This is a genomic window from Halomonas binhaiensis, from assembly GCF_008329985.2.
Lineage (GTDB): Bacteria > Pseudomonadota > Gammaproteobacteria > Pseudomonadales > Halomonadaceae > Halomonas > Halomonas binhaiensis.
This window is the reverse complement of the sequence record NZ_CP038437.2, coordinates 990,845-1,011,348: the sequence shown is the minus strand read 5'-3', so window position 1 is coordinate 1,011,348 and position 20,504 is coordinate 990,845. Positions and strand designations below refer to the sequence as shown.

At 58.0% G+C, this 20,504-nt stretch carries 18 protein-coding genes; 3 read left to right on the top strand and 15 right to left on the bottom strand.

What is annotated here, in order from left to right; all coding sequences use genetic code 11:
* Positions 1–7: 7 nt before the first annotated feature.
* Both E4T21_RS04440 and E4T21_RS04435 read right to left on the bottom strand, forming a co-directional pair.
* Positions 8–796, bottom strand: coding sequence for a sulfite exporter TauE/SafE family protein (locus tag E4T21_RS04440; RefSeq protein WP_149283874.1), 789 nt, complete (start codon positions 794–796; stop codon positions 8–10).
* Positions 796–2,025: a response regulator gene (locus E4T21_RS04435; protein ID WP_149283872.1), complete on the bottom strand. Its 1,230-nt coding sequence runs from the start codon at positions 2,023–2,025 to the stop codon at positions 796–798. The genes E4T21_RS04440 and E4T21_RS04435 overlap by 1 nt, the downstream gene beginning before the upstream one ends.
* Before the next feature lie 137 nt (positions 2,026–2,162).
* Between E4T21_RS04435 and E4T21_RS04430 the strand changes: the two genes are divergently transcribed.
* A complete protein-coding gene (locus tag E4T21_RS04430) occupies positions 2,163–2,981 on the top strand; it encodes an NRDE family protein (RefSeq protein ID WP_187775107.1) in 819 nt (272 codons plus the stop codon).
* An 84-nt stretch (positions 2,982–3,065) separates the two neighbouring features.
* Here the strand turns inward: E4T21_RS04430 and ptsP are convergent, their stop codons facing one another.
* Both ptsP and E4T21_RS04420 read right to left on the bottom strand, forming a co-directional pair.
* Positions 3,066–5,327, bottom strand: coding sequence for a phosphoenolpyruvate--protein phosphotransferase (gene ptsP, locus E4T21_RS04425; RefSeq protein ID WP_149283869.1), 2,262 nt, complete (start codon positions 5,325–5,327; stop codon positions 3,066–3,068).
* A 31-nt stretch (positions 5,328–5,358) separates the two neighbouring features.
* Positions 5,359–5,850, bottom strand: coding sequence for an RNA pyrophosphohydrolase (locus tag E4T21_RS04420; protein ID WP_149283867.1), 492 nt, complete (start codon positions 5,848–5,850; stop codon positions 5,359–5,361).
* 340 nt (positions 5,851–6,190) lie between these two features.
* Between E4T21_RS04420 and E4T21_RS04415 the strand changes: the two genes are divergently transcribed.
* A complete protein-coding gene (locus tag E4T21_RS04415) occupies positions 6,191–6,847 on the top strand; it encodes a histidinol-phosphatase (protein ID WP_149283865.1) in 657 nt (218 codons plus the stop codon).
* 151 nt (positions 6,848–6,998) lie between these two features.
* Here E4T21_RS04415 and E4T21_RS04410 read toward each other — a convergent pair whose 3' ends face one another.
* The 10 genes from E4T21_RS04410 to yrfG form a co-directional block, all read right to left on the bottom strand.
* Positions 6,999–7,973 carry a malate dehydrogenase gene (locus E4T21_RS04410; protein ID WP_149287034.1) on the bottom strand — a complete coding sequence of 325 codons (975 nt, stop codon included), beginning with the start codon at positions 7,971–7,973 and terminating at the stop codon, positions 6,999–7,001.
* A 378-nt stretch (positions 7,974–8,351) separates the two neighbouring features.
* Positions 8,352–8,828 (bottom strand): sigma D regulator, encoded by a 477-nt coding sequence (gene rsd, locus E4T21_RS04405; RefSeq protein WP_149283864.1) that lies wholly within the window; start codon positions 8,826–8,828, stop codon positions 8,352–8,354.
* A gap of 149 nt (positions 8,829–8,977) precedes the next feature.
* Entirely contained in the window at positions 8,978–9,502 is a 525-nt protein-coding gene (locus E4T21_RS04400) for a disulfide bond formation protein B (RefSeq protein ID WP_149283862.1), read from the bottom strand.
* Entirely contained in the window at positions 9,502–11,163 is a 1,662-nt protein-coding gene (gene gshA / locus E4T21_RS04395) for a glutamate--cysteine ligase (RefSeq protein ID WP_149283860.1), read from the bottom strand. The genes E4T21_RS04400 and gshA overlap by 1 nt, the downstream gene beginning before the upstream one ends.
* A 146-nt stretch (positions 11,164–11,309) precedes the next feature.
* Positions 11,310–13,664 (bottom strand): Tex family protein, encoded by a 2,355-nt coding sequence (locus E4T21_RS04390; protein ID WP_149283858.1) that lies wholly within the window; start codon positions 13,662–13,664, stop codon positions 11,310–11,312.
* Positions 13,665–13,783: 119 nt separating this feature from the next.
* On the bottom strand, positions 13,784–14,281 hold the full coding sequence (gene msrB / locus E4T21_RS04385) for a peptide-methionine (R)-S-oxide reductase MsrB (RefSeq protein WP_149283857.1): 498 nt from the start codon (positions 14,279–14,281) through the stop codon (positions 13,784–13,786).
* A gap of 255 nt (positions 14,282–14,536) precedes the next feature.
* The gene (locus tag E4T21_RS04380) at positions 14,537–16,093 is read right to left on the bottom strand and encodes a phosphoenolpyruvate carboxykinase (RefSeq protein WP_149283855.1); all 1,557 of its coding nucleotides are present in this window, start codon (positions 16,091–16,093) and stop codon (positions 14,537–14,539) included.
* A gap of 280 nt (positions 16,094–16,373) precedes the next feature.
* A complete protein-coding gene (gene hslO / locus E4T21_RS04375) occupies positions 16,374–17,249 on the bottom strand; it encodes an Hsp33 family molecular chaperone HslO (RefSeq protein ID WP_149283853.1) in 876 nt (291 codons plus the stop codon).
* Positions 17,250–17,310: 61 nt separating this feature from the next.
* Positions 17,311–17,700, bottom strand: a complete 390-nt coding sequence (locus E4T21_RS04370; RefSeq protein WP_149287033.1) for an RNA-binding S4 domain-containing protein — start codon at positions 17,698–17,700, stop codon at positions 17,311–17,313.
* Positions 17,690–18,376: a GMP/IMP nucleotidase gene (yrfG, locus tag E4T21_RS04365; protein WP_149283851.1), complete on the bottom strand. Its 687-nt coding sequence runs from the start codon at positions 18,374–18,376 to the stop codon at positions 17,690–17,692. The genes E4T21_RS04370 and yrfG overlap by 11 nt, the downstream gene beginning before the upstream one ends.
* A 114-nt stretch (positions 18,377–18,490) precedes the next feature.
* Between yrfG and nudE the strand changes: the two genes are divergently transcribed.
* Positions 18,491–19,066, top strand: a complete 576-nt coding sequence (gene nudE, locus E4T21_RS04360; protein WP_149283849.1) for an ADP compounds hydrolase NudE — start codon at positions 18,491–18,493, stop codon at positions 19,064–19,066.
* A 172-nt stretch (positions 19,067–19,238) separates the two neighbouring features.
* Here nudE and E4T21_RS04355 read toward each other — a convergent pair whose 3' ends face one another.
* Positions 19,239–20,336, bottom strand: coding sequence for an oxidoreductase (locus tag E4T21_RS04355; RefSeq protein WP_149283847.1), 1,098 nt, complete (start codon positions 20,334–20,336; stop codon positions 19,239–19,241).
* Positions 20,337–20,504 lie beyond the last annotated feature (168 nt).

Below are 20,504 nucleotides of genomic sequence, written 5' to 3'. Positions count from 1 at the left end.
ATCAGTTCTAGATCAAGAACCCCAGCCCTACTACTGTCAGCAGCACGGCAAAGGAAAGCTTGAGTACTCGTGACGGCAGCCGGTGAGCCAGCATTACTCCAACCCGAGCACTGGGCACACTGGTCACGACGATGCCAATGAAGGCAGGCAACATGACGAAACCTATCGCTCCTGGCGGCAATTGCGCATTGCCCCAGCCGGTGATGATGAAGGTCACTGCCCCAACCACCGCAATAGGAAGCCCGCAGGCAGCAGAAGTTCCCACGGCCTGGGTCATGCTGGCACCGCAACGCAACAACCAGGGAACATTAAGCGTTCCGCCGCCGATACCGAACAATGCCGATACACTACCGATCACCGCTCCGGCGGTGATCATTTTCGGTGAGCTGGGTGAAGTGCGGTTAGCCGGTGTGGATCGGCCAAGCACCAGGCGCATTGCTACCAACAGAAGGAAGATGCCAAACAGCATACCGAGCCGCCCACCGGATAGTGCTCCAGCAACGAACACCCCCAGGACGGCGCCGATGACCAGTCCTGGCAGCAAGGCCATCAGCCAGTCACGGCGTACACTTCCACGGCGCACATGGCCCCAGGTCGATGAAATCCCGGTAATGCTGATGGTCGCCAGGGAAGTACCCACTGCCAGATGCATGGCGACTTCAGGAGACACTTGTTGAACGGCGAAGACTGCCATCAGGCTGGGGACAATGACCATCCCTCCCCCTATGCCATAAAGCCCGGCCAGAATGCCACCAGCGATGCCCACCCCAAAATAGCTGAGCCACATTTCAATCATCAATGCTCTCCAGGCTGGGGACCAGAGTCCGGAAGCCAGGTATCAAGGGTTTCAAGCAATTCCTGGGGCTTGTAGGGCTTGGCCAGGAAGTCATCCATGCCAGCCTGGCGAAAACGCGTTTGATCCAGCTCACTAACGTTTGCCGTCAGGGCAATGACGACCGCACGCTCACGCTGGGGAGTGGCTGCTTCCATGGCTCTGAGCCGCCGGCATATCTCCACGCCATCGATATCGGGCAGCACGATATCCATCAGAATCAGGTCCACGCTATGCGCTTCCAACTGATCAAGGGCCTGCTGCCCGGAGGTGGCCGTCAGTACATCGAACCCTTCCCGTTCGAGTACCTGGCGGGCCAGCATGAGATTGACCGGGCCATCATCGACAATCAGCACGCGCGGACCAGCGACACGGAAGCCGGCCTTGCCTGGTTCACGGTCGTCCAGGTTTTCCACCAGCAACAGAATTTCCGACAGTCGACGATAGAGTGCCTCGCGCTCAACATCGGCACTATCATCCCTGGACCTGGTGTTCATAGCCCCGGTGTCCATAGCCCTGGTGTCCATAGCTCTAGTATCACTTGCCTTGGAGCCGGCCGGTGTTGCTCGCTCGTCCCCTGCTCCGCGCCCCTCGATCAGAGTACGGTTTTCCAGCATCTCGATGATGGCAGACAGAGACTTGGACACATGCGCCAGATAGCCAGACTTGAGGCGGGATTCATCACGGGCTCGGACCAGAGCTGAAGCCAGGCGATCGTTCTCCTTGCCCAGTTTCAGCAGTTCCTCACCGGGTGACAAGGCGCCTTCGACAGGCGGAGCAGGCTTCGCTTCAGCCGACAAGGATAGAGACTCTACCGCATCCAGTAATTGCTGGACCCGCTTGGCACTAAGCTGCTCTTCCCCGCCAGGAGCCTCCATTCCTGCCTGTTCCAGGCGCTGTTCCAGTTGCGTGGCGACTCGTACTAACAGACTGTCGTCATCACGCTGGACACGACGCAAGCGGTGCTTGAGCAACATCAGGAAGACGGCAACATTGAGGGTAGAGCCGCAAAGCAGCCCCAGCACCAGCCATAGTGTAGTGCTCCAGCTCGCGGTGTCGGGCATCAGCCAGCGCAGGCTCCCCCCTAATACCAGCACCAGAGCGAGCAGCACCAATTGCGCTACCCCTACAGGCCACAGTATGGGAATAACCAGCCTACGCCAGAGGCGATCCCTGCATGCATTGGCTGACATGTTCAGTCCTGTTGAACGTATGAGCGATGAGGAACGTGAGTGCGATGAGTGTACGTTGCATTAAGTAAACTGTCATGGTCATGAAATTCCCGGGGCACAAAATTCCCTGGGCGAAAAATGCGGAGTACTCTGGCCCGATGTGTCTAATCGCCTTTCAATACGATCCAGCCAGCGCCATGCCGCTGGTACTTGTCGCCAATCGGGATGAGTACCATCAACGTCCGACGCAGCCTTTGGCAGAGTGGCCGGACGCACCAGGACTCTTCGCTGGCCGCGACCTGCAGGCTGGCGGTACGTGGCTGGCCGTACATCGAAATGGGCGGATGGCCGCCATCACTAATGTTCGTGCCCCTGGAATGGAAGCCTCTCCCCAGGCACCAAGTCGTGGCCATCTGGTGCGTGCCGCGCTCGAGGCTCCGGACCTGGAAGCCTGGCTGCATCAGGCACAAGACGAGGCGCAGGCTTATGCCGGCTTCAATCTTCTGGTGGGTTCTCCCTCCGGGCTCTGGCACCTGACACACAATCATCGGGAAGTATGCCTGTCAGCGGTCAGGCCCGGTATCCACGGATTGTCCAATGCCAATCTCGACACCCCTTGGCCCAAGGTCAGGCATGCCACTCAGGCATTGACCCAGGATCTTGCGCAGGCAGAGACATCCCTTCCCACGGCGACCAAGGCCTTTCTCGATCGTCGGAAGGCCGGGGACAACGAATTACCCGATACTGGCATCGGCCTGGATAAGGAACGCTTTCTGTCATCGCCCTTTATCATCAGTGAGGAATATGGCACACGAGCGATGACCCGCCTGATACTCCACCGCGCTCAGCACCAAGCTTGGTTCAACCTGCATGAAAAGGCCTTCGCCAGCGATGGCCGTATCGTCAGGGAAACACAACGCCAAGTCATGATCGACAACGCCCACTGGCATGCCAAGCTCGTAGCTCATAGCTCGTAGCTCGTAGCTCGTAGCTCGTAGCTCGTAGCTCGTAGCTCGTAGCTCGTAGCTCGTAGCTCGTAGCTCGTAGCTCGTTTAACAGTATCAATCTCGCGGTGGCAGCAGGTGCGACAGCTTCCAGCCCTTCAAACGCAAATTGAGGTGGTTACGAACCTCTTTGGGGGAATCCAGAGCCAAAGTTTCCTTCAGCAGCTCGGTAGCCGCCTTGAAAGATACGCGCCGAATGGCGGCCCGTACACGGGAGAGACTTGGGACATTCATCGACAACGTCTGGAACCCCATTCCCATCAGCAACAAGGCTCCAGCTGGATCCCCTGCCAACTCGCCACAGACGGAGGTCGGCACCCCAAGACGCTGGGACTCTACCGCCAACTGATACAAGGCCAGCAGCACTGCCGGATGGCAGGAATCGTACAGTTCCGCCACACGGGGATTGTTGCGATCCACGGCCAGCAGGTATTGCGTCAGGTCATTACTGCCTACAGAGAAGAAATCGACTCTCCGTGACAGCGCCTCAAGCTGATACAGCGTCGCGGGCACTTCGATCATCACACCGATGAGCGGCCTGGAGACATCAAGACCTTCCTCTCCCAACTCGTCAATGGCCCGGTTGATCAGCCTCAGGGCATCATCCACCTCTTCGACATTGCTCACCATGGGCAACAGAATCTGCAGATTGTCCAGTCCTTGAGAAGCCCGCAGCATGGCCCGGACCTGCACCATCAATACCTCGGGATGGTCAAGGGTCACGCGAATACCCCGCCAGCCAAGAAAAGGGTTAGCCTCTTCAATGGGGAAGTACGGCAGGTCCTTGTCCCCACCAATATCCAGAGTCCGCATCACGACCGGCAACGGAGCAAAACTCTCGAGCTGCTCGCGGTACATGCGCATCTGTTCCTGCTCGCCCGGAAAGCGCTCCGTGATCATGAAAGGCACTTCAGTACGATACAGCCCCACCCCTCCGATACGAGACTTCAGTGAGGCACCGGTATCCACGGCCAAGCCAGTATTCACCATCAACGTCATGGAGTGGTTATCGGGAGTGACGCTCGGCAGATCCTGTTCATTCTCAAGCAGTGCGCTCAAGGCACGCTCTTCATTGATCTGGCTCTGGTAGTGGCTGATCAGTTCCGGGCCGGGGCGCACAAACAAGCGCCCACGGTGCCCATCCACAATCAGCTTTGCTCCACCAAGGCGTGGCAGTGGCAGATCGACCATGCCGGAAACAAGGGGAATCCCCATTGCTCGGGCAATGATGGCAACATGGGAATTGCTTGACCCCCGCACCGATACCAGCCCCCCAAGACGCTCCCTGGGGACTTCGCCAAGCAGAGCGACACTGATCTCATCGCCGATCAGCACAGTACCATGGGGATACTCATCTGGCGTGCGCGGGGACTCCTCCTGCAGGTGCGCCAGCACTCGGCGCCCGAGATCACGAACATCCGCCGCCCGCTCCCGCAGGTAGTCGTCATCGACACGCTCAAGATACTGCACATGTCGGCGCACCACATCGGCCAACGCTCCCGGTGCCCATTGACCTTCACGGATGCGCTTTTCCACTTCCTGGGACAGCGCCGCCTCACCCAGCATCTGCTGGTACACCTCGAACAGCGCCAGTTCCTGCGCAGAAATCCGGTTGGCCAGACGTTCACCCGCCGCACGGATATCATCCTTGACCTGGCCAATGGCCTCCTTGAGGCGGGCAATCTCGTATTCCACATCAGAGGGAATCAGATCAGGCACGCTGTCCAGGTCTGCCGGTGGTGCCAATACCACTGCCTCGCCGATAGCCATGCCCGGGGATGCCGCTACCCCAATGAAAGTTGCCTGACCGTCGGGGCGTGCCAGCTGGTTCAGGCTTCCGGTGGCGATCGCATGGGCCAGTACACCAGCCAGCTGTGCCGCCATGGTCACAAGGAAGGCTTCCTCTTCCTCGTCATAGCGACGCCGCTCAGCCTGCTGCACTACCAATACCCCCAGCATACGGCGCTGGTGGATGATCGGAACCCCGAGAAAACTGCTGTAACGCTCTTCCCCGGTGGCCTCAAAGTAGCGGAAGTTGGGGTGCGACTGGGCATCTTCCAGGTTGAGAGGCTCCTCACGCCTGGCCACAGTTCCCACCAGCCCTTCCCCAATAGGTAGAGCCACATGTCCCACGGCCTGCGTGCGCAGACCAATGGTTTCCATCAGCACCAGAGCTTTCTGGTCGGCGTCATACAGGTAAAAGGAACACACATCCGCGCGCATGGCCTTGCGGATACGCCGCACCATGGTGGCCAGTGCAGCATCAAGACTGCGCGCGCCGTTGACTTCCTGAATGATTCTACGAAGGATCTCGAGCATGGTCGGAAGCCTTATTGTTTAACTACCCCTGTCAACCATTCTCCAGCGCCAGACTTTGAGCGCGGGGTAATAGCTCACGAAGTGCACGGCGGTAAACTTCCCGCTTGAACGGCACCACCTGTCCCAGCGGATACCAATAGCTGACCCAACGCCAACCATCGAATTCCGGTTTCGGTGTGCCATCTACACATATGCGGCCTTCCTGGCACCGCATGCGCAACAAAAACCATTTCTGCTTCTGTCCGATACATACCGGACGTGAGTGTGTCCGTACCATGCGTCGCGGCAAGCGATAGCGCAGCCAACCTCGTGTACAGGCGAGAATCTCTACATCATCGGCCGTCAAACCGATTTCTTCTTCAAGTTCTCTGAACAACGCCTGTTGAGGTGTCTCATCCGACTTGATGCCTCCCTGAGGAAACTGCCACGCATTCTGCCCAACCCGACGCGCCCAAAGCAGCTGCCCATGGTCGTTGACAATGATAATGCCAACGTTGGGGCGAAAGCCGTCTACGTCGATCACGGGCTTCACCTTTGAAGTCAGTATTAGGCTCATTCTTCCACAAGGGCTTCGAGCGCATCAATATGGCCTTGGTTCCACGCTTCTCTTTCTGGACATTCTTTTCTGGCCAAACTTGCCAACCAGGCTTTCTCCACTGGCTATCGAACCTCGACAAGGCATCTGCGATAATCTTGCCCTTTGTTGCTCCCGCGACTGGCTTTCTCGACATTGTCCGCAGTGACACTGCCGGCGGATGTTCGACAGACCCAGGCCTCATCGACAACGTCAAAAACGTGTCAGTAAACACTTGTTCACAGAAGCAAGGACGGGGGCAATCTTCCTTTCTGCACGAGGACACAACGTGAGCTTGGCCATTTTCGATCTGGACAACACCCTTCTCTCCATTGACAGCGATCATGCCTGGGGAGAGTTCCTGCTGGAACAAGGCGCCGTGGACCCGGTGGCCTACCGTGAAGCCAACGACCGCTTCAAGGCTGACTATGATGCCGGGTGTCTGGACATGATGGCATTCCTCGAAGTCGCGCTGAAACCATTGGCAGATAACTCAATGGAACAGCTGGCTGCCTGGCACCAGCAATTCATGATCAGCAAGATCGAGCCCAATATCCTTCCTCGTGCGGAAGACCTGATTGCACGTCACCGCTCGCGTGGCGACACGCTGCTGATCATCACCGCAACCAACCGCTTCATTACCGCTCCCATTGCTGCACGTTTGGGTATCAGCGAGCTGATTGCCGTGGAACCGGAAATCATGCACGGACGCTACACTGGCAAGGTCAGTGGCACTCCGAGCTTCCAGCAAGGCAAGGTGACACGACTGAATGAATGGCTGGAAGATCGCGACGATACCCTTGATGGCGCCTGGTTCTATAGTGACTCTCATAATGACCTGCCACTACTGGAACTTGTCGAGCACCCAGTGGCCGTGGATCCGGACACGAAACTGCGTGAAGTGGCCGAACAGCGCAGCTGGAAGATCATTTCCCTGCGCGGCTGATACCCAGCGTCGAGACGACGCGCAAGAAATGATTCACCAAGATGATTGGCAAGAAACGACGTGGCCCGGCCCATCCTAAGATGGGCCGGGCCACGTTTCATATCCATCTTCATGGCCTGCCAGCCCTGCGACCGGCAGACTGGAACGGATATCAGCCCAGCAGATGTTCGACTGCTGCACGCTCTTCACGCAGTTCCTGCTCGGTGGCCTTCATCCGGTCCTGGCTGAATGCATCGACTGCCAGCCCCTGGACGATTTCATACTTGCCGTCCTTGCAGATGACCGGGTAGGAGAACATGATGCCCGGCTCGACGCCATAGCTACCATCGGACGGGATACCCATGCTAACGATACCGTCGCTACCCAGCGCCCAGTCGCGCATGTGGTCGATGGCAGCAGAAGCCGCAGATGCCGCAGAAGAAGCACCACGAGCCTTGATGATGGCGGCACCGCGCTGCTGAACGGTCGGAATGAAGTCATTCTCGTACCAGTCACGCTCCACCAGATCGAAGGCCGGAGTGCCTGCCACGCTGCAGTGAGCCAGATCCGGATACTGAGTGGCGCTGTGGTTGCCCCACACAATCATCTTCTCGACATCAGTCACATGCTTGCCGGTCTTCTCGGCCAGCTGAGACTTGGCACGATTATGGTCCAGACGCATCATCGCGGTGAACTGACCTGGATCCAGGTCCGGGGCATTGCAGGAAGCGATCAGCGCATTGGTGTTGGCCGGGTTGCCAACGACCAGGACGCGAATGTCGCGGCTGGCATGATCGTTGATGGCCTTGCCCTGAACGGAGAAGATGGCAGCGTTGGCTTCGAGCAGGTCCTTGCGCTCCATGCCAGGACCACGCGGACGAGCACCGACCAGCAGAGCAAAGTCAGCGTCCTTGAAAGCCACGTTGGGGTCATCGGTAGCGACGATTTCCTGCACCAGCGGGAAGGCGCAGTCATTGAGTTCCATCACTACACCCTGGAGTGCATCCATTGCCGGGGTGATTTCCAGCAGTTGCAGAATGACCGGCTGATCCGGGCCCAGCATATCGCCGGCAGCAATACGGAAAGCGAGGGAATAGCTGATCTGACCGGCTGCACCGGTGATGGCAATACGTACGGGATCTTTCATCATGGCTCCTTCGGATTGTCGCCGTGAGGGAGGCCCCGGAAGTGACTGAGCATTGTCCAGGCAGTGCCTGCTCGACCGCACTCCACGACGGGGCTACGTTCAGGACGCGAGGAATCTTATGCCTGCAGTGCACAAAACTCAATTCTACATAGGTAATTACCTGGATATCATAGGTAATTAGCTGGATATCATAGGTAATTAGCTGGATATTTGGCGCCCGGCTGCCTTGCCGACACAACACCATGTTGCATTGCCCAAGACACCAAACACCCATGATGAGCATGTGATAGCGCCCCACCGCCTGCCCCCTCGGAAGACAGCAGTTCCGACGTCAGGAGCCGAAGCAATGGGGCCTGATGCATGTTCATGACCGCTGGACTAGGAGACCGCTGGCGCATGCACCTCGTGCAAACGCTGGATCAGCTGATCTTCCAGGCTGAAGCGCTCGCGCAGACCTCGCTCGAGGCGATCAATCCAGGCAGGCAAACGATGCAGATTTCTGTCGCAGCTTGCCCCATCTACATAGTCCTGATCGAAGGCCAGCACCAATTCGGTGGACATTTCCAGACGCTCGAGCAGACGGTCGGCCAGCGCCAGGGCCTCGTCGTCGTCAAACGACCTGGCCTCCTCACGTAGCTGCGGATAGACCTCGAAATGACCGGCACTGATGTAGTCCATCAAGGTCTCGCTGAATGTATCGAGGCGCTCCTTGGTGATGGTCTCCAGTTCTGCGTCACAGGATCCATCCAACGTCGAGAACACCTCAAGCAGCTGATGACGCTGTTCTAGCCAACGGTCGATGAGTTGGTGAACACCGCCCCAGCGTTCGCGGGCGGACTTGCAATCTTCCAACATGGGGGCCTCCGTTGCGCTACTGATCCATGGGACTTTCGCTCGCATACCGGCCAAGCCCATGCGTCTTGTACGGTATCCTGCGAACCCTGGGGAAGATCAGAGTCCTCCCTGTAGCGCTCCCTGTCAACGGGTATGTGGCAAGTATTTGATTAGCCGTTCCAACGGTAGGCAGTGCCACGACCACGGCCACTGAACAGCATGCCAAAAGCACACACCAGCAGCACCAGGAAGCCGATCAAGGTCCAGCCAGGAATCGACAAGCCAAGGAAACGCGCACCGACCTCAGCGCACTCTCCTGAGCCGGAAAGCACATTGTTCAATACCTGCTGGAACGGCATCACATCGAGCATATAGTCCAGCCCGGGACCACAGCTTGGCACCTGGTCAGCGGGGAGAGACTGCAGCCACAGGTGACGCCCGGCAATTCCTGCACCCGCCAGTACTGCCAGGCTGGCCAATACGCCATAGATGATGGCACCTGCCCTGCCACGCGGACCATGCAAGGCGGCTACCAGGAACACCACACCGGCAGCAATCACCGCCACCCGTTGAAAGACACACAATGGGCATGGCTCAAGACCAAACACATGTTCCATCACCAGTGCGGCGGCCATCATCGCCACACACAGCACAAAGCCCGTCAGACTCCATTGACGCAAGGTCCAGTCACCCATCAGTAATGCTCTCCATGCTTGGCCGAACCATCGGCCGGCGGTCTATCCATCAGGCTACTTACAAAGGACAAGGCACGTGATTCTCGTGCACGCTCAAAATAATCGGCAAGGAAGGTCGGGAAATCACATTGATCACTTTCCTCGATCTGCACCTGCTGTTGATGAGAAGCTTCCACCAGTTGTTCGAGCTGGTCTTCCCGAGAACTCTCCATGGGAGCAGCCTGCAGACTGTCGGCCTGCTTCCGGGCGATGTCCTGCATGACATCGATGAAATCCTCACCACTTTCCAGGAGCAGCGTCATTACGCGTCCAGAAGGCGTCAGGGAGGGGTCCGCCATGCGAGGAGTCATTTCGGCCAGGGCATCACCGTGAGGAGTGCCGGTTTCCAGGCGATCCAGCAATGCAGCCACCCCCGCCATCTCATCCAGAATCGCACTGCCCCATTCCTGCAGGGAACGACGCTGGTTGCCATCGAACAGCTCCAGTCCTGGCTCACGACCGCGCTCCACCACCAGACGACGATTGTCATCGAGGTGATCACACTCCGCATCGGTGATCCAGGGACTCTCGCGCAGTAGACACCACATCAGGAAAGTATCCACTACCCGCGTTTCGGTGACGTCTATGCCGACACTGGCAAAGGGGTTGATATCGAGACAGCGGACTTCGATATATTCCACCCCGCGCGCTTCCAGTGCCTGGCTCGGGGTTTCATCATGTCGAGCGACACGCTTGGGACGTATGTCGCTGTAATACTCGTTCTCGATCTGCAGGATGTTGGCATTGAGCTGCTGCCACTCATCACCCTGCCTGACGCCCAGGGCCTCATAGTCAGGCCAGGGCGAAGAAATCGCATGACGCAACGTATTGACGTAGTTGGACAGCGAATTGAAGCAGATCCGCAGTTGATCCTGGACCTTGTTCTGGTAGCCCAGGTCGGACATGCGCAGGCTTGTGGCATAAGGCGACAGCAAAGTGCGCTTGGCATGGCGCTGCAAACCTTGCGGTACCTTGCCATCGGGAAGGAAGCTGGTATCCAGGGCTGGTGAGGCGCCGAACAGATACAACAATAACCAGCTATGACGGCGGAAATTGCGGATCAGGTCGAAATAACGTGATGAACGGTATTCGTCCAGCGACAGCTCTTCCTGACCATCCAGGGTCTTGAGCAAGGTCCAGAGGTCGTCCGGCAGGGAAACGTTATAATGCACCCCGGCGATCGACTGCATGATACGTCCATAGCGCACATCCAGTCCCTTGCGGTAGACATGCTTCATGATACCGACGTTGGAGTTTCCATAGTCGGCGATCGGAATGCTGTCGTTGCCATTCAAGCGCGATGGCATGCTGGCCGGCCAGACCCACTCGCCATCCAGGTGGCGATAGGTGTAGCGATGCAGATCGGCCAAAAACTCCAGGGCTTGCTCTGGTCGACTGTACACCGGCGTGATGTACTCGAGCAGTGCTTCAGAGTAATCCGTCGTGATATGCGGATGGGTCAACTTGGACCCCAATGCCCAAGGATGTGGAAGAGGGGAAATTGCACCCTGATCATCGACCCTGAGCCCTTCCTTCTCGATACCGCGACGTAGGCGACCAAAGCGTCGTGCCGCAGCCGGGCCACGCAGGCGTTCGAGGAGCAATGAAAGCGATGTGGACAAGAATGAGCCCCCTGTTTTGGAGAACACGGTCGTGGCTGGCCTCAGGGGCCGGCTTCAATCGGCGTGAATAACAGGCACGTCTGCACCCGAAGTCGTCAGATTATGGCGTCCCTGAGCGAGGATTCAAGGACGCCATCATTAACACGCTAGCTTTTTTGTCGAGCCTTCAACAGTGCAGCCCCGAGTGCGCCCATGGGAGCCGCTTCCTCGCGACGTCCCTGCTGACCGCCCCTGTTGCCTCCCTGCTCTCCCCGGCGTCGCTGAGCTGGACGCTCGCCGCCGCGTTTATTGCTGCTGCCTTCGGCCTGGGACGGATCGTCGCTCAGGCGCATCGACAAGGCGATACGGGCACGCTCCAGGTCGACACTCATGACCTTGACCTTGACGATATCTCCCGCCTTGACCACAGAGCGGGGATCTTCGACAAAACGGTCGGAGAGCGCAGAAATATGCACCAGGCCATCCTGATGAACACCGATATCCACGAAGGCGCCAAAGTGAGTGACATTGGTCACAGTGCCTTCAAGAATCATGCCCGGCTCCAGGTCCTTGAGCGTTTCTACGCCTTCCCGGAACTCCGCAGCACGGAACTCAGGTCGCGGATCCCGTCCAGGCTTGTCCAGTTCCTTGATGATGTCCGTCACGGTGGGCACACCGAAACGTTCATCGGCAAATTCAGCAGGCTTGAGGTGCTTGAGCGTAGCGCTATCTCCTATCAGCGCTGACAGCTCACGACCGTTCTTCTGGGCGATACGTTCTACCACCGGATAGGCTTCAGGGTGCACAGCACTGGCATCCAGCGGGTTGTCTCCATTCATGATGCGCAGGAAACCGGCACATTGCTCGAAGGTCTTGGGCCCCAGGCGCGAGACATCGAGCAGATCACGACGATCACGGAAGGCCCCCTGGGCATTGCGCCGCGAAACGATGTTTTCGGCCAGAGCGGGGTTGAGCCCGGCCACCCGGGACAACAGCGCCGAGGAAGCCGTATTGAGGTCCACCCCAACGGCGTTGACGCAGTCCTCTATCACGACTTCCAGACTCCTGGACAACTGGACCTGGGAGACATCGTGCTGATACTGACCAACACCAATGGACTTGGGTTCTATCTTGACCAGCTCGGCCAGAGGATCCTGCAGACGGCGAGCAATGGATACAGCCCCACGAATGGTGACATCCAGATCCGGCAGTTCCTTGGAAGCATATTCCGAGGCCGAGTACACCGAAGCCCCGGCCTCGGAAACCATGACCTTGGACAGGCGGCGACCACTCATGGCCTTGAGCAGGTCGGCAGCCAGCTTATCGGTCTCGCGACTGGCCGTACCGTTCCCCACGGCGATCAGTTCGACATCATGCTTGTCGACCAGGCGCGCCAGTTCCGCCAGAGATGCATCCCATTGGTTGCGCGGAGCGTGGGGGAAGATAGTGGCCTGTTCGAGAAACTGGCCAGTAGCATCGACAACAGCGACCTTGCAGCCGGTACGCAAGCCCGGGTCGATGGCCAGTGTCGCCCGCGGGCCAGCCGGGGCCGACAGCAGCAAATCTTTCAGGTTGGCAGCAAAGACATCGATGGCATCTCCTTCTGCACGCTCGCGCAGACGACCCATCAGCTCAGTTTCAAGGTGAGTATAGAGCTTGACCCGCCAGGTCCAGCGCACCACCTCGGCCAGCCAGCGGTCAGCGGCACGTCCCTCATCGGCAACTCCCACATGGCGGGCAATCGCCACCTGCGCGGGATGCACGGGAGCTTCATCCTCACCAGGGAAGCGCAGGCTCAGTGCCAGCACGCCTTCATTGCGCCCGCGGAACATGGCCAGGGCTCGGTGGGATGGCACCTTGGCCAGAGGCTCATCATGTTCGAAGTAGTCGGAGAACTTGGCGCCCTCCTGCTCCTTTCCGGCAATCAACTGGCTGACCAGCTCGCCTTCCTGCCACAGACGTTCGCGCAGCGAACCCACCAGTTCCGGGTCTTCAGCAAAGCGTTCCATCAGGATCTGCTTGGCCCCATCCAGAGCTGCCTTGGCATCTTCGATGGCAGGGATATCGCCCTCGGCTTCGCGCAGATAACCCTGTGCTTCCTTTTCGGGATCCAGTGACGGATCAGCCAACAGCGCATCGGCCAGAGGCTCCAGCCCCGCTTCACGGGCAATCTGGGCCTTGGTACGACGCTTCTTGCGATATGGGAGATACAGGTCTTCCAGGCGCTGCTTGGTGTCAGCGGCATGAATGCTGGCAGCCAGCTCATCGGTGAGCTTGCCTTGCTCTTCAATCGCGGCCAGCACCGCTGCGCGGCGCTCTTCCAGCTCTCTCAGGTAGCCAAGGCGCTCTTCCAGGGTCCGCAGCTGTGTATCGTCCAGCCCACCGGTGACTTCCTTGCGATAACGTGCGATGAAAGGAACGGTAGCGCCGCCATCGAGCAGTTCGACAGTCGCCGCTACTTGAGAAACCTTGACCGCCAGTTCGTCGGCCAGGCGAGAAATGATCTTGGCGTGTGCGTCCATGTAATCCTTGGCATGACAACATCTATTGGTCGCGCCAAGGTATCATAAAGCTTCCTCATGCGGGACCTGCAGTACCCGCATGGCGCGTCGATTCACCACACGGGCACCCTTGAATGTATTCAGGCAGGCACGAACTTCAGCGCCACACCATTGTTGCACCAGCGTAACCCCGTAGGGTCTGGCCCATCTTCGAATACATGCCCCTGATGGCTACCGCAACGAGCGCAGTGATATTCCGTGCGCGGCCATATCAACTTGTAATCGGTCTCGGTCAGCAAGTGTCCCTCCACATGATCGAAGAAACTCGGCCACCCTGTACCCGAATCATATTTCATGGCACTGGTGAACAGCGCCAGATCGCAGGCAGCACACCGGTACTCTCCATCACGCTTCTCAGCATTGAGCGGACTGGATCCCGATGGCTCTGTACCGGCATCACGCATTACCTCGTACTGCTCCGGGGTCAGGCGCTCGCGCCATTCTTCGTCACTTAGATCCAGACGCTCCAGTCCCGCGGCCGGACTCAGGTTCAGCTTGGGACGCGCCTGTACCACTGAAGGAGCCACCGTCGCCACCCCAGCCAGGCCGAGCACAGCCAGAAAATCACGTCGTTTCATGTTCGCCCCCTCTCTGCAGGTACCAGGTATCAGGTATCAGGTTTTGTCGAGTACCTCGACGAATCCTTACACTGCGCCAGAAACGCACGACATAAGCAAAGAACACGACATGAACAAAAAAAGAGGAGTGAGCCTTGTGGCTCACTCCTCTTTCGACCCCACTGGACTGCCTGGGTTCTACTGACAGGGTTCTACTGATAAAGCTCTACTGACAGAAGTTCTACTGGCAACCCAGTGGCTACTGGAGATGTGGAATCAGGAGCGCGCTGGGCCAGCACTGACGATGGCCTCGCTGACACCTTCGAACTTCTTGAAGTTGTCCACGAACATGGTAGCCAGATCGTCACGCTTGCGATCATAGGCCGCCTTGTCTTCCCAGGTTTCGCGCGGATCGAGCAGCGTGCTGTCGACCCCCGGCACGGCAACCGGTACAGACAGGTTCAAGCCATCGAGGCGCTTGGTTTCCACTGTACGCAGCACACCTGACTGGATAGCGCTGATGATGGCCCGCGTGGTGGGAATGGAGAAACGCTCGCCACCTTCGCCATAGGCACCACCCGTCCAGCCGGTATTGACCAGGTAGACCTGGGCATCTTTCTGTTCCACACGCTTGATCAGCAGGTCAGCGTATACGCGAGCCGGACGCGGGAAGAAAGGTGCACCAAAGCATGTGGAGAATGTGGCAGAGAGGCCTTCAGCCGCCCCCATCTCGGTGGAACCTACCTTGGCAGTGTAACCGGACAGGAAATGATAGGCCGCAGCTTCCTTGGACAGCACGGAAACAGGTGGCAGCACTCCTGACATGTCGCAGGTCAGGAAGACAATGGCATTGGGCTCGCCAGCGCGGTTCTCGGGCACACGCTTTTCGATATGTTCCAGAGGATAGGCGGCACGAGAGTTCTGAGTCAGGCTGTCATCGGTGTAGTCGGGGTTGCCATGCTCATCGAGAACCACGTTCTCGAGCACGGTACCGAACTTGATGGCCTGCCAGATCACCGGCTCATTCTTGGCGGACAGGTCGATGCACTTGGCATAACAGCCACCCTCGATGTTGAACACGGTGCCTGGGCCCCAGGCATGCTCGTCATCACCGATCAGGAAACGGGCCGGATCAGCCGACAGGGTGGTCTTGCCGGTACCGGAAAGGCCGAAGAACAATGTGGTCTCGCCATCTTCGCCCACGTTGGCACTGCAGTGCATCGGCAGCACATCGGAGGCCGGCAGCAGGAAGTTCTGCACCGAGAACATGGCCTTCTTCATTTCACCGGCATAGCGCATACCAGCGATCAGCACTTTCTTCTGGGCGAAGTTGAGAATGACACAACCGTCGGAATGGGTGCCGTCACGCTCAGGATCACACTGGAAGCCAGCGGCATTGAGAATGGTCCACTCATCCTTGGCGGAAGGATTGTAGCTTTCAGGACGCACGAACAGATTCTTGCCGAACAGGTTCTGCCAGGCAGTCTCGGTATGCACGCGAACCGGCAGATAATAAGTCGGGTCGCTACCTACATGCAGTTGCGCGACATAGTGCTCGCGACCCAGCAGGTAATCCTCGACACGCGCCCACAGGGCATCGAACTTGTCGCTGGCAAACGGCTGGTTGACGTTGCCCCATTCGATATCAGCACTGGTGGACGGCTCATCGACAATGAAGCGATCCTTTGGGGAACGGCCGGTACGTGCGCCAGTTTCCACCACCAGGGCGCCATTGGCAGCCAGGCGACCTTCACCGCTGGCCAGGGCACGTTCCACCAGGCTGGCAGAACTGAGATTGGTATGGGCGACAGAAGTCTGCTGAGTTTGGGTCATTTGCTTTCCTGGGCCAAAAGGCCGCTCTCTCTCGGTTGCCGGGCGTGTTCAACGCTCGAGTCTGCCCAGATCGCTGTGCGGTTGTGCCGTCTTGTTGAAGCGACCGGACCGTGAACAGGCGGCGATTATGACAAAATTCCAGCCAACAAGAAATGTCCGCTTTTCAAGACATTAGTGTAGTTTCACTACACAAATACGGCATTTTTGTGCGCATTTCTGTCATTTCACTACAAGAGATTCGACAACGGGTTGATAGCAAGCCAGGCCAGAAAACCCAAACTCAGTGGATCGTGGGACTTCCCCCTTCAGGATCATCCAGCAAGGCTTCAACTTCCGCTGCGGAGAAGTGGTAACGCGTGTGGCAAAAATGACACTGGGTCTCGATGTGACCCTGTTCAGCGACGATCTGGCGTAATTCCTCTTCCCCCAAGCTCAGCAGCGCCCCGGAGATGCGAGGCCTGGAACAAGTGCACCCAAAGCGTAATGCCTTGGGGTCGAAGACGCGCACGTCCTCTTCGTGGAACAGCCGGGTCAGCAGCGTGCTTGCATCAAGGCTGACAAGCTCTTCCTGGCTGAGTGTTGCCGCCAGATGCGTCGCCCGATCCCAGGCATCGTCATCCTGGTTGAGCGATTCATCGGGAAGGCGCTGCAGCAACAGTCCCCCTGCATGCATGCCATTGGCAGCCAGCCACAGACGCGTCGGAAGCTGCTCGGACTGGGTGAAGTAGTCTTCCAGGCAAGCGGCCAGGCTCGATTTATCGATCGCAACGATACCCTGATAGCGCCGCCCTTCCCGTGGATCCAGCGTAATCACGATCTGGCCATCTCCCACCAGGGTGCGGAAATCTGCGTCATCGGCTGGCAGGGCAGCATCTTCATCCATGCGCGCAATGGCACGCAGCTCACCGCCGGGATTGGATTCGGCCATCATCAAGGCAACGGAAGCATTGCCCCGGACTTCCAGGCTGAGCGTACCATCGAGCTTGACCGTATCGGTGAGCAGAGCCACCGCCGCCAGAAGCTCTCCCAACTGACGATTGATGACCGCAGGATACTGGTGACGATCCAATACCTCGGCATAGGCCTCTTCAAGGAGAGTGACCTCACCACGCACATTGGTATGCTCAAGAAGAAAACGCTGAATCTTGTCGCTCATAAGGGCTCACAAAACAGGGGCTCACAAAATAGGGTTCGCAGAACAAGGGGCGCAATAGGCCCTAGTCATGCTGTTCTCGCTGGAATCGCTTGATCTCACGGCGATCACGCCTGTCAGGGCGTTTGAGAGGATGCTGGAAGGTCTCGCGAGCCTGACGCCGGCTCTCGGCTTCCTTCTCCCGGCGCTGGCGGCTTTCATCCGTTTCCTGATACAGCGCCTGGGCCTCCGGAGCACCTCGTCGCTTTTCCGTCACCGCCAGCACTTCCACTTCCCAGATGTCCCAGCCCTGGGGCAGACGCACTTTCATCCCCGGGCTGATAAGCTTGCTGGTCTTGGCCTTGCTGCCGTCGACATCAACCTTGCCGCCATCGATGGCCTTCTTGGCCAGCGCCCGGGTCTTGAAGAAGCGGGCAGCCCACAGCCACTTGTCCAGACGAACGCTATCCACGATCACTCTCCTCACGTGCATTCTGTGCCGTTAATGGAAGTATCTCAGCGAACCTCTCCAGTGTAGTGAAACCTTCCAGCACACGTCCTGGCCGCTGACTATCCGGCTGATGAATACCGAGCAGATGGCGAATGCCGTACTGGCGCGCACTGGCCAGCACTCGTGGATTGTCATCGACGAACAGCGTACGCTCGGGATCAAAGGGCTCACGCTCACCCAGCCCCACCCAGAACGCTTGCTCTTCCTTGGGTACCCCGAGATCCTCCGAGGACACAATGGCATCCAGGTATTCATCGATGCCGGTCAAGGGAAGCTTCAGCGCCAGGCTGGCGCGATCCGCATTGGTTGCCAGCACCACTCTAGGGTGGGCCGACTTCAGCCATTGCAGGAAGTCCAGCGCATCGCTGCGCACACTGATAAGGTGCTGTACTTCACGCTTGAGCGCCACGACATCCACTTCAAGCTCCTGGCTCCAGTAGTCCAGGCTATACCAGCTCAAGGTGCCCTGCTCGCCAACGATACGCTCACATAATGCCAGCCGATGGGTATCATCGAGCTTGTGCAATTCCACATATCGGCGTGGTAGATGTTCCAGCCAGAAATGGCTGTCGAAATGTAAATCCAGCAGCGTACCGTCCATGTCGAGCAGAACGGTATCTATGGCCCGCCAATCGATCATCTCTCAGCTTAGCCTCAATTCAATCTCACCCTATCTCAGCGAGAGTGGGTGACAGGGAAAAACGTGGTAGTTTAACCGAAACCAGGTTCAGATTGCTGCATATTCGGAGACTCAATGGCTCATCACAAGCCCCACATCCTGGCCCGACGCAGCGTGGCCAAAAGTCGGCTGTTCCATGTCGAGGAGCTCGATCTGGAATTTTCCAATGGCGAGAAGCGTACATTCGAGCGGCTCGGCAGCACCGGTCGCGGCTACGGGGCGGTCATGATCGTAGCCATGCCAGACCCAGAGCATGTACTGCTGATTCGCGAGTATGCCGCCGGATTTGAAGACTATGTCCTGACACTACCCAAGGGGCTGGTCGATGAAGGAGAAGACATCTTCAACGCCGCCAACCGAGAGTTGATGGAAGAGTGTGGCATGGGGGCCAGACGCATCGAGCCATTGACCGAACTGTCCTTGTCTCCCAACTACATGAGTCAAAGCATGCAGGTCATGCTGGCCTGGGACCTCTACCCCCAACGCCTGGAAGGTGATGAACCAGAACCGTTGATCGTGGAAACTCATGCGCTCGACGAGATTTCTGCCCTGCTCACACGGAGCGACTTTCATGAAGCCCGGGCCATCGCCGCCCTATATATCGCCAGGGATAAACTGCGCCAGGAAGCCAGCGAGGCCAACTTCTGGTGACACCTTCCCGGGACAAGAATCAGCAGCAGAAAGATCAGCGCTCCACATTTGTTCCGAGCCAGGAGCAACATGGCCCAGAAGTCATGACTCGGAAGTCATGAATCAGAAACCATGGCTCAGAGGCTATGACTCGGAAACTGCGGCGCGCTGTATCTATCCTCCAGGCACCGTATCAGCGACGAGTGCCGTGCAAACGGCGCATGTTGCCATTGCCTTCTTTCAAGCGTACCCAGCGTCCCTGGCGATAGCTATCGAGCCCTGCCTCGAGCAGTGTCATGATTTCCACGCCTTCTTCCCCGGTTACGGGCGGTTGCCCACCCTTGAGCAGCAAGGCTTCACGCACTGCTGCGTAGTAGGCAGGGTAATTTCCTGGCTCGGAGGGAACCTCATGGACGACGAGGTGAGGCTCCTCATCGCTACCCTCATTGATCGTGGCAACACCCGGCTGAGGATCGATGCCCCAGTCATCGCTGGGTACCTGCCCTTCCTTGAGCCAGTCTTCCTGCGGATCGAGCCCATAGATCGAATAGCTGCCCTTGGTACCATGCAGCACGAAACGCGGGCTGGGCTCCGCCACCAGCGTACTGGCTTCCAGCGAGACCCTTAAGCCCTCGTACTCGAGCATGCACACGAACTCATCATCCACTTCCGCAGCATCTCGCGATGTTGACAGCTCCAGCAGAATGGCGCGAGGCATGCCGAACAGCACCCGGGCCTGGTCGAGCAGATGAGGGCCGAGGTCATACCAGATCCCCCCGCCAGGCTTGGACTTCTCGCGCCAGCGGTCCGGCACATGGGGACGGAAGCGGTCGAAGCGCGAAGTGAAGGACACCAGGCGGCCTAGACGCTGCTCTTCGATCAGGCGACATACAGTGAGAAAATCGCTATCCCAGCGGCGATTGTGAAACACGCTGAGCATCAGATCCAAACGATCCGCCTGAGCACGCAGGTTGCGCGCCTCGGACAATGACACCGTCATTGGCTTGTCGATGACCACGTGCTTGCCGGCAGTCAATGCTGCCTTGGCCATGGGAAAGTGATGTTCATTGGGAGTGGCAATGACAACAAGGTCAATCATGCGATCGGCAAGCAGGTCATTGAGGTTATCGACAACCTCTACATCCGGCCAGTCAGCCTTCACCTTGGCAGCATCGGAACTGACGATGGACAACAGCTCAAGGCCGGTTGCCGCATGAATCAATGGTGCATGAAACGTCTTGGCGGCCATGCCGTAGCCGACCAGGCCCACGTTCAGGGTCTGTGTCTTCATAGTGATTCGTCTTCCTTACAACAGCAATAGATCCAGAGGCCATCCAAGGACGACCTCTGAACCACTTTTCATGAACACTAGGATGACGAAATCTGCACAATTAATCGAGTCCCTCTTACCTCTTGGACTCAGACCCACAACCCCCTTCAGCCCTTGGTTTGCGCACTA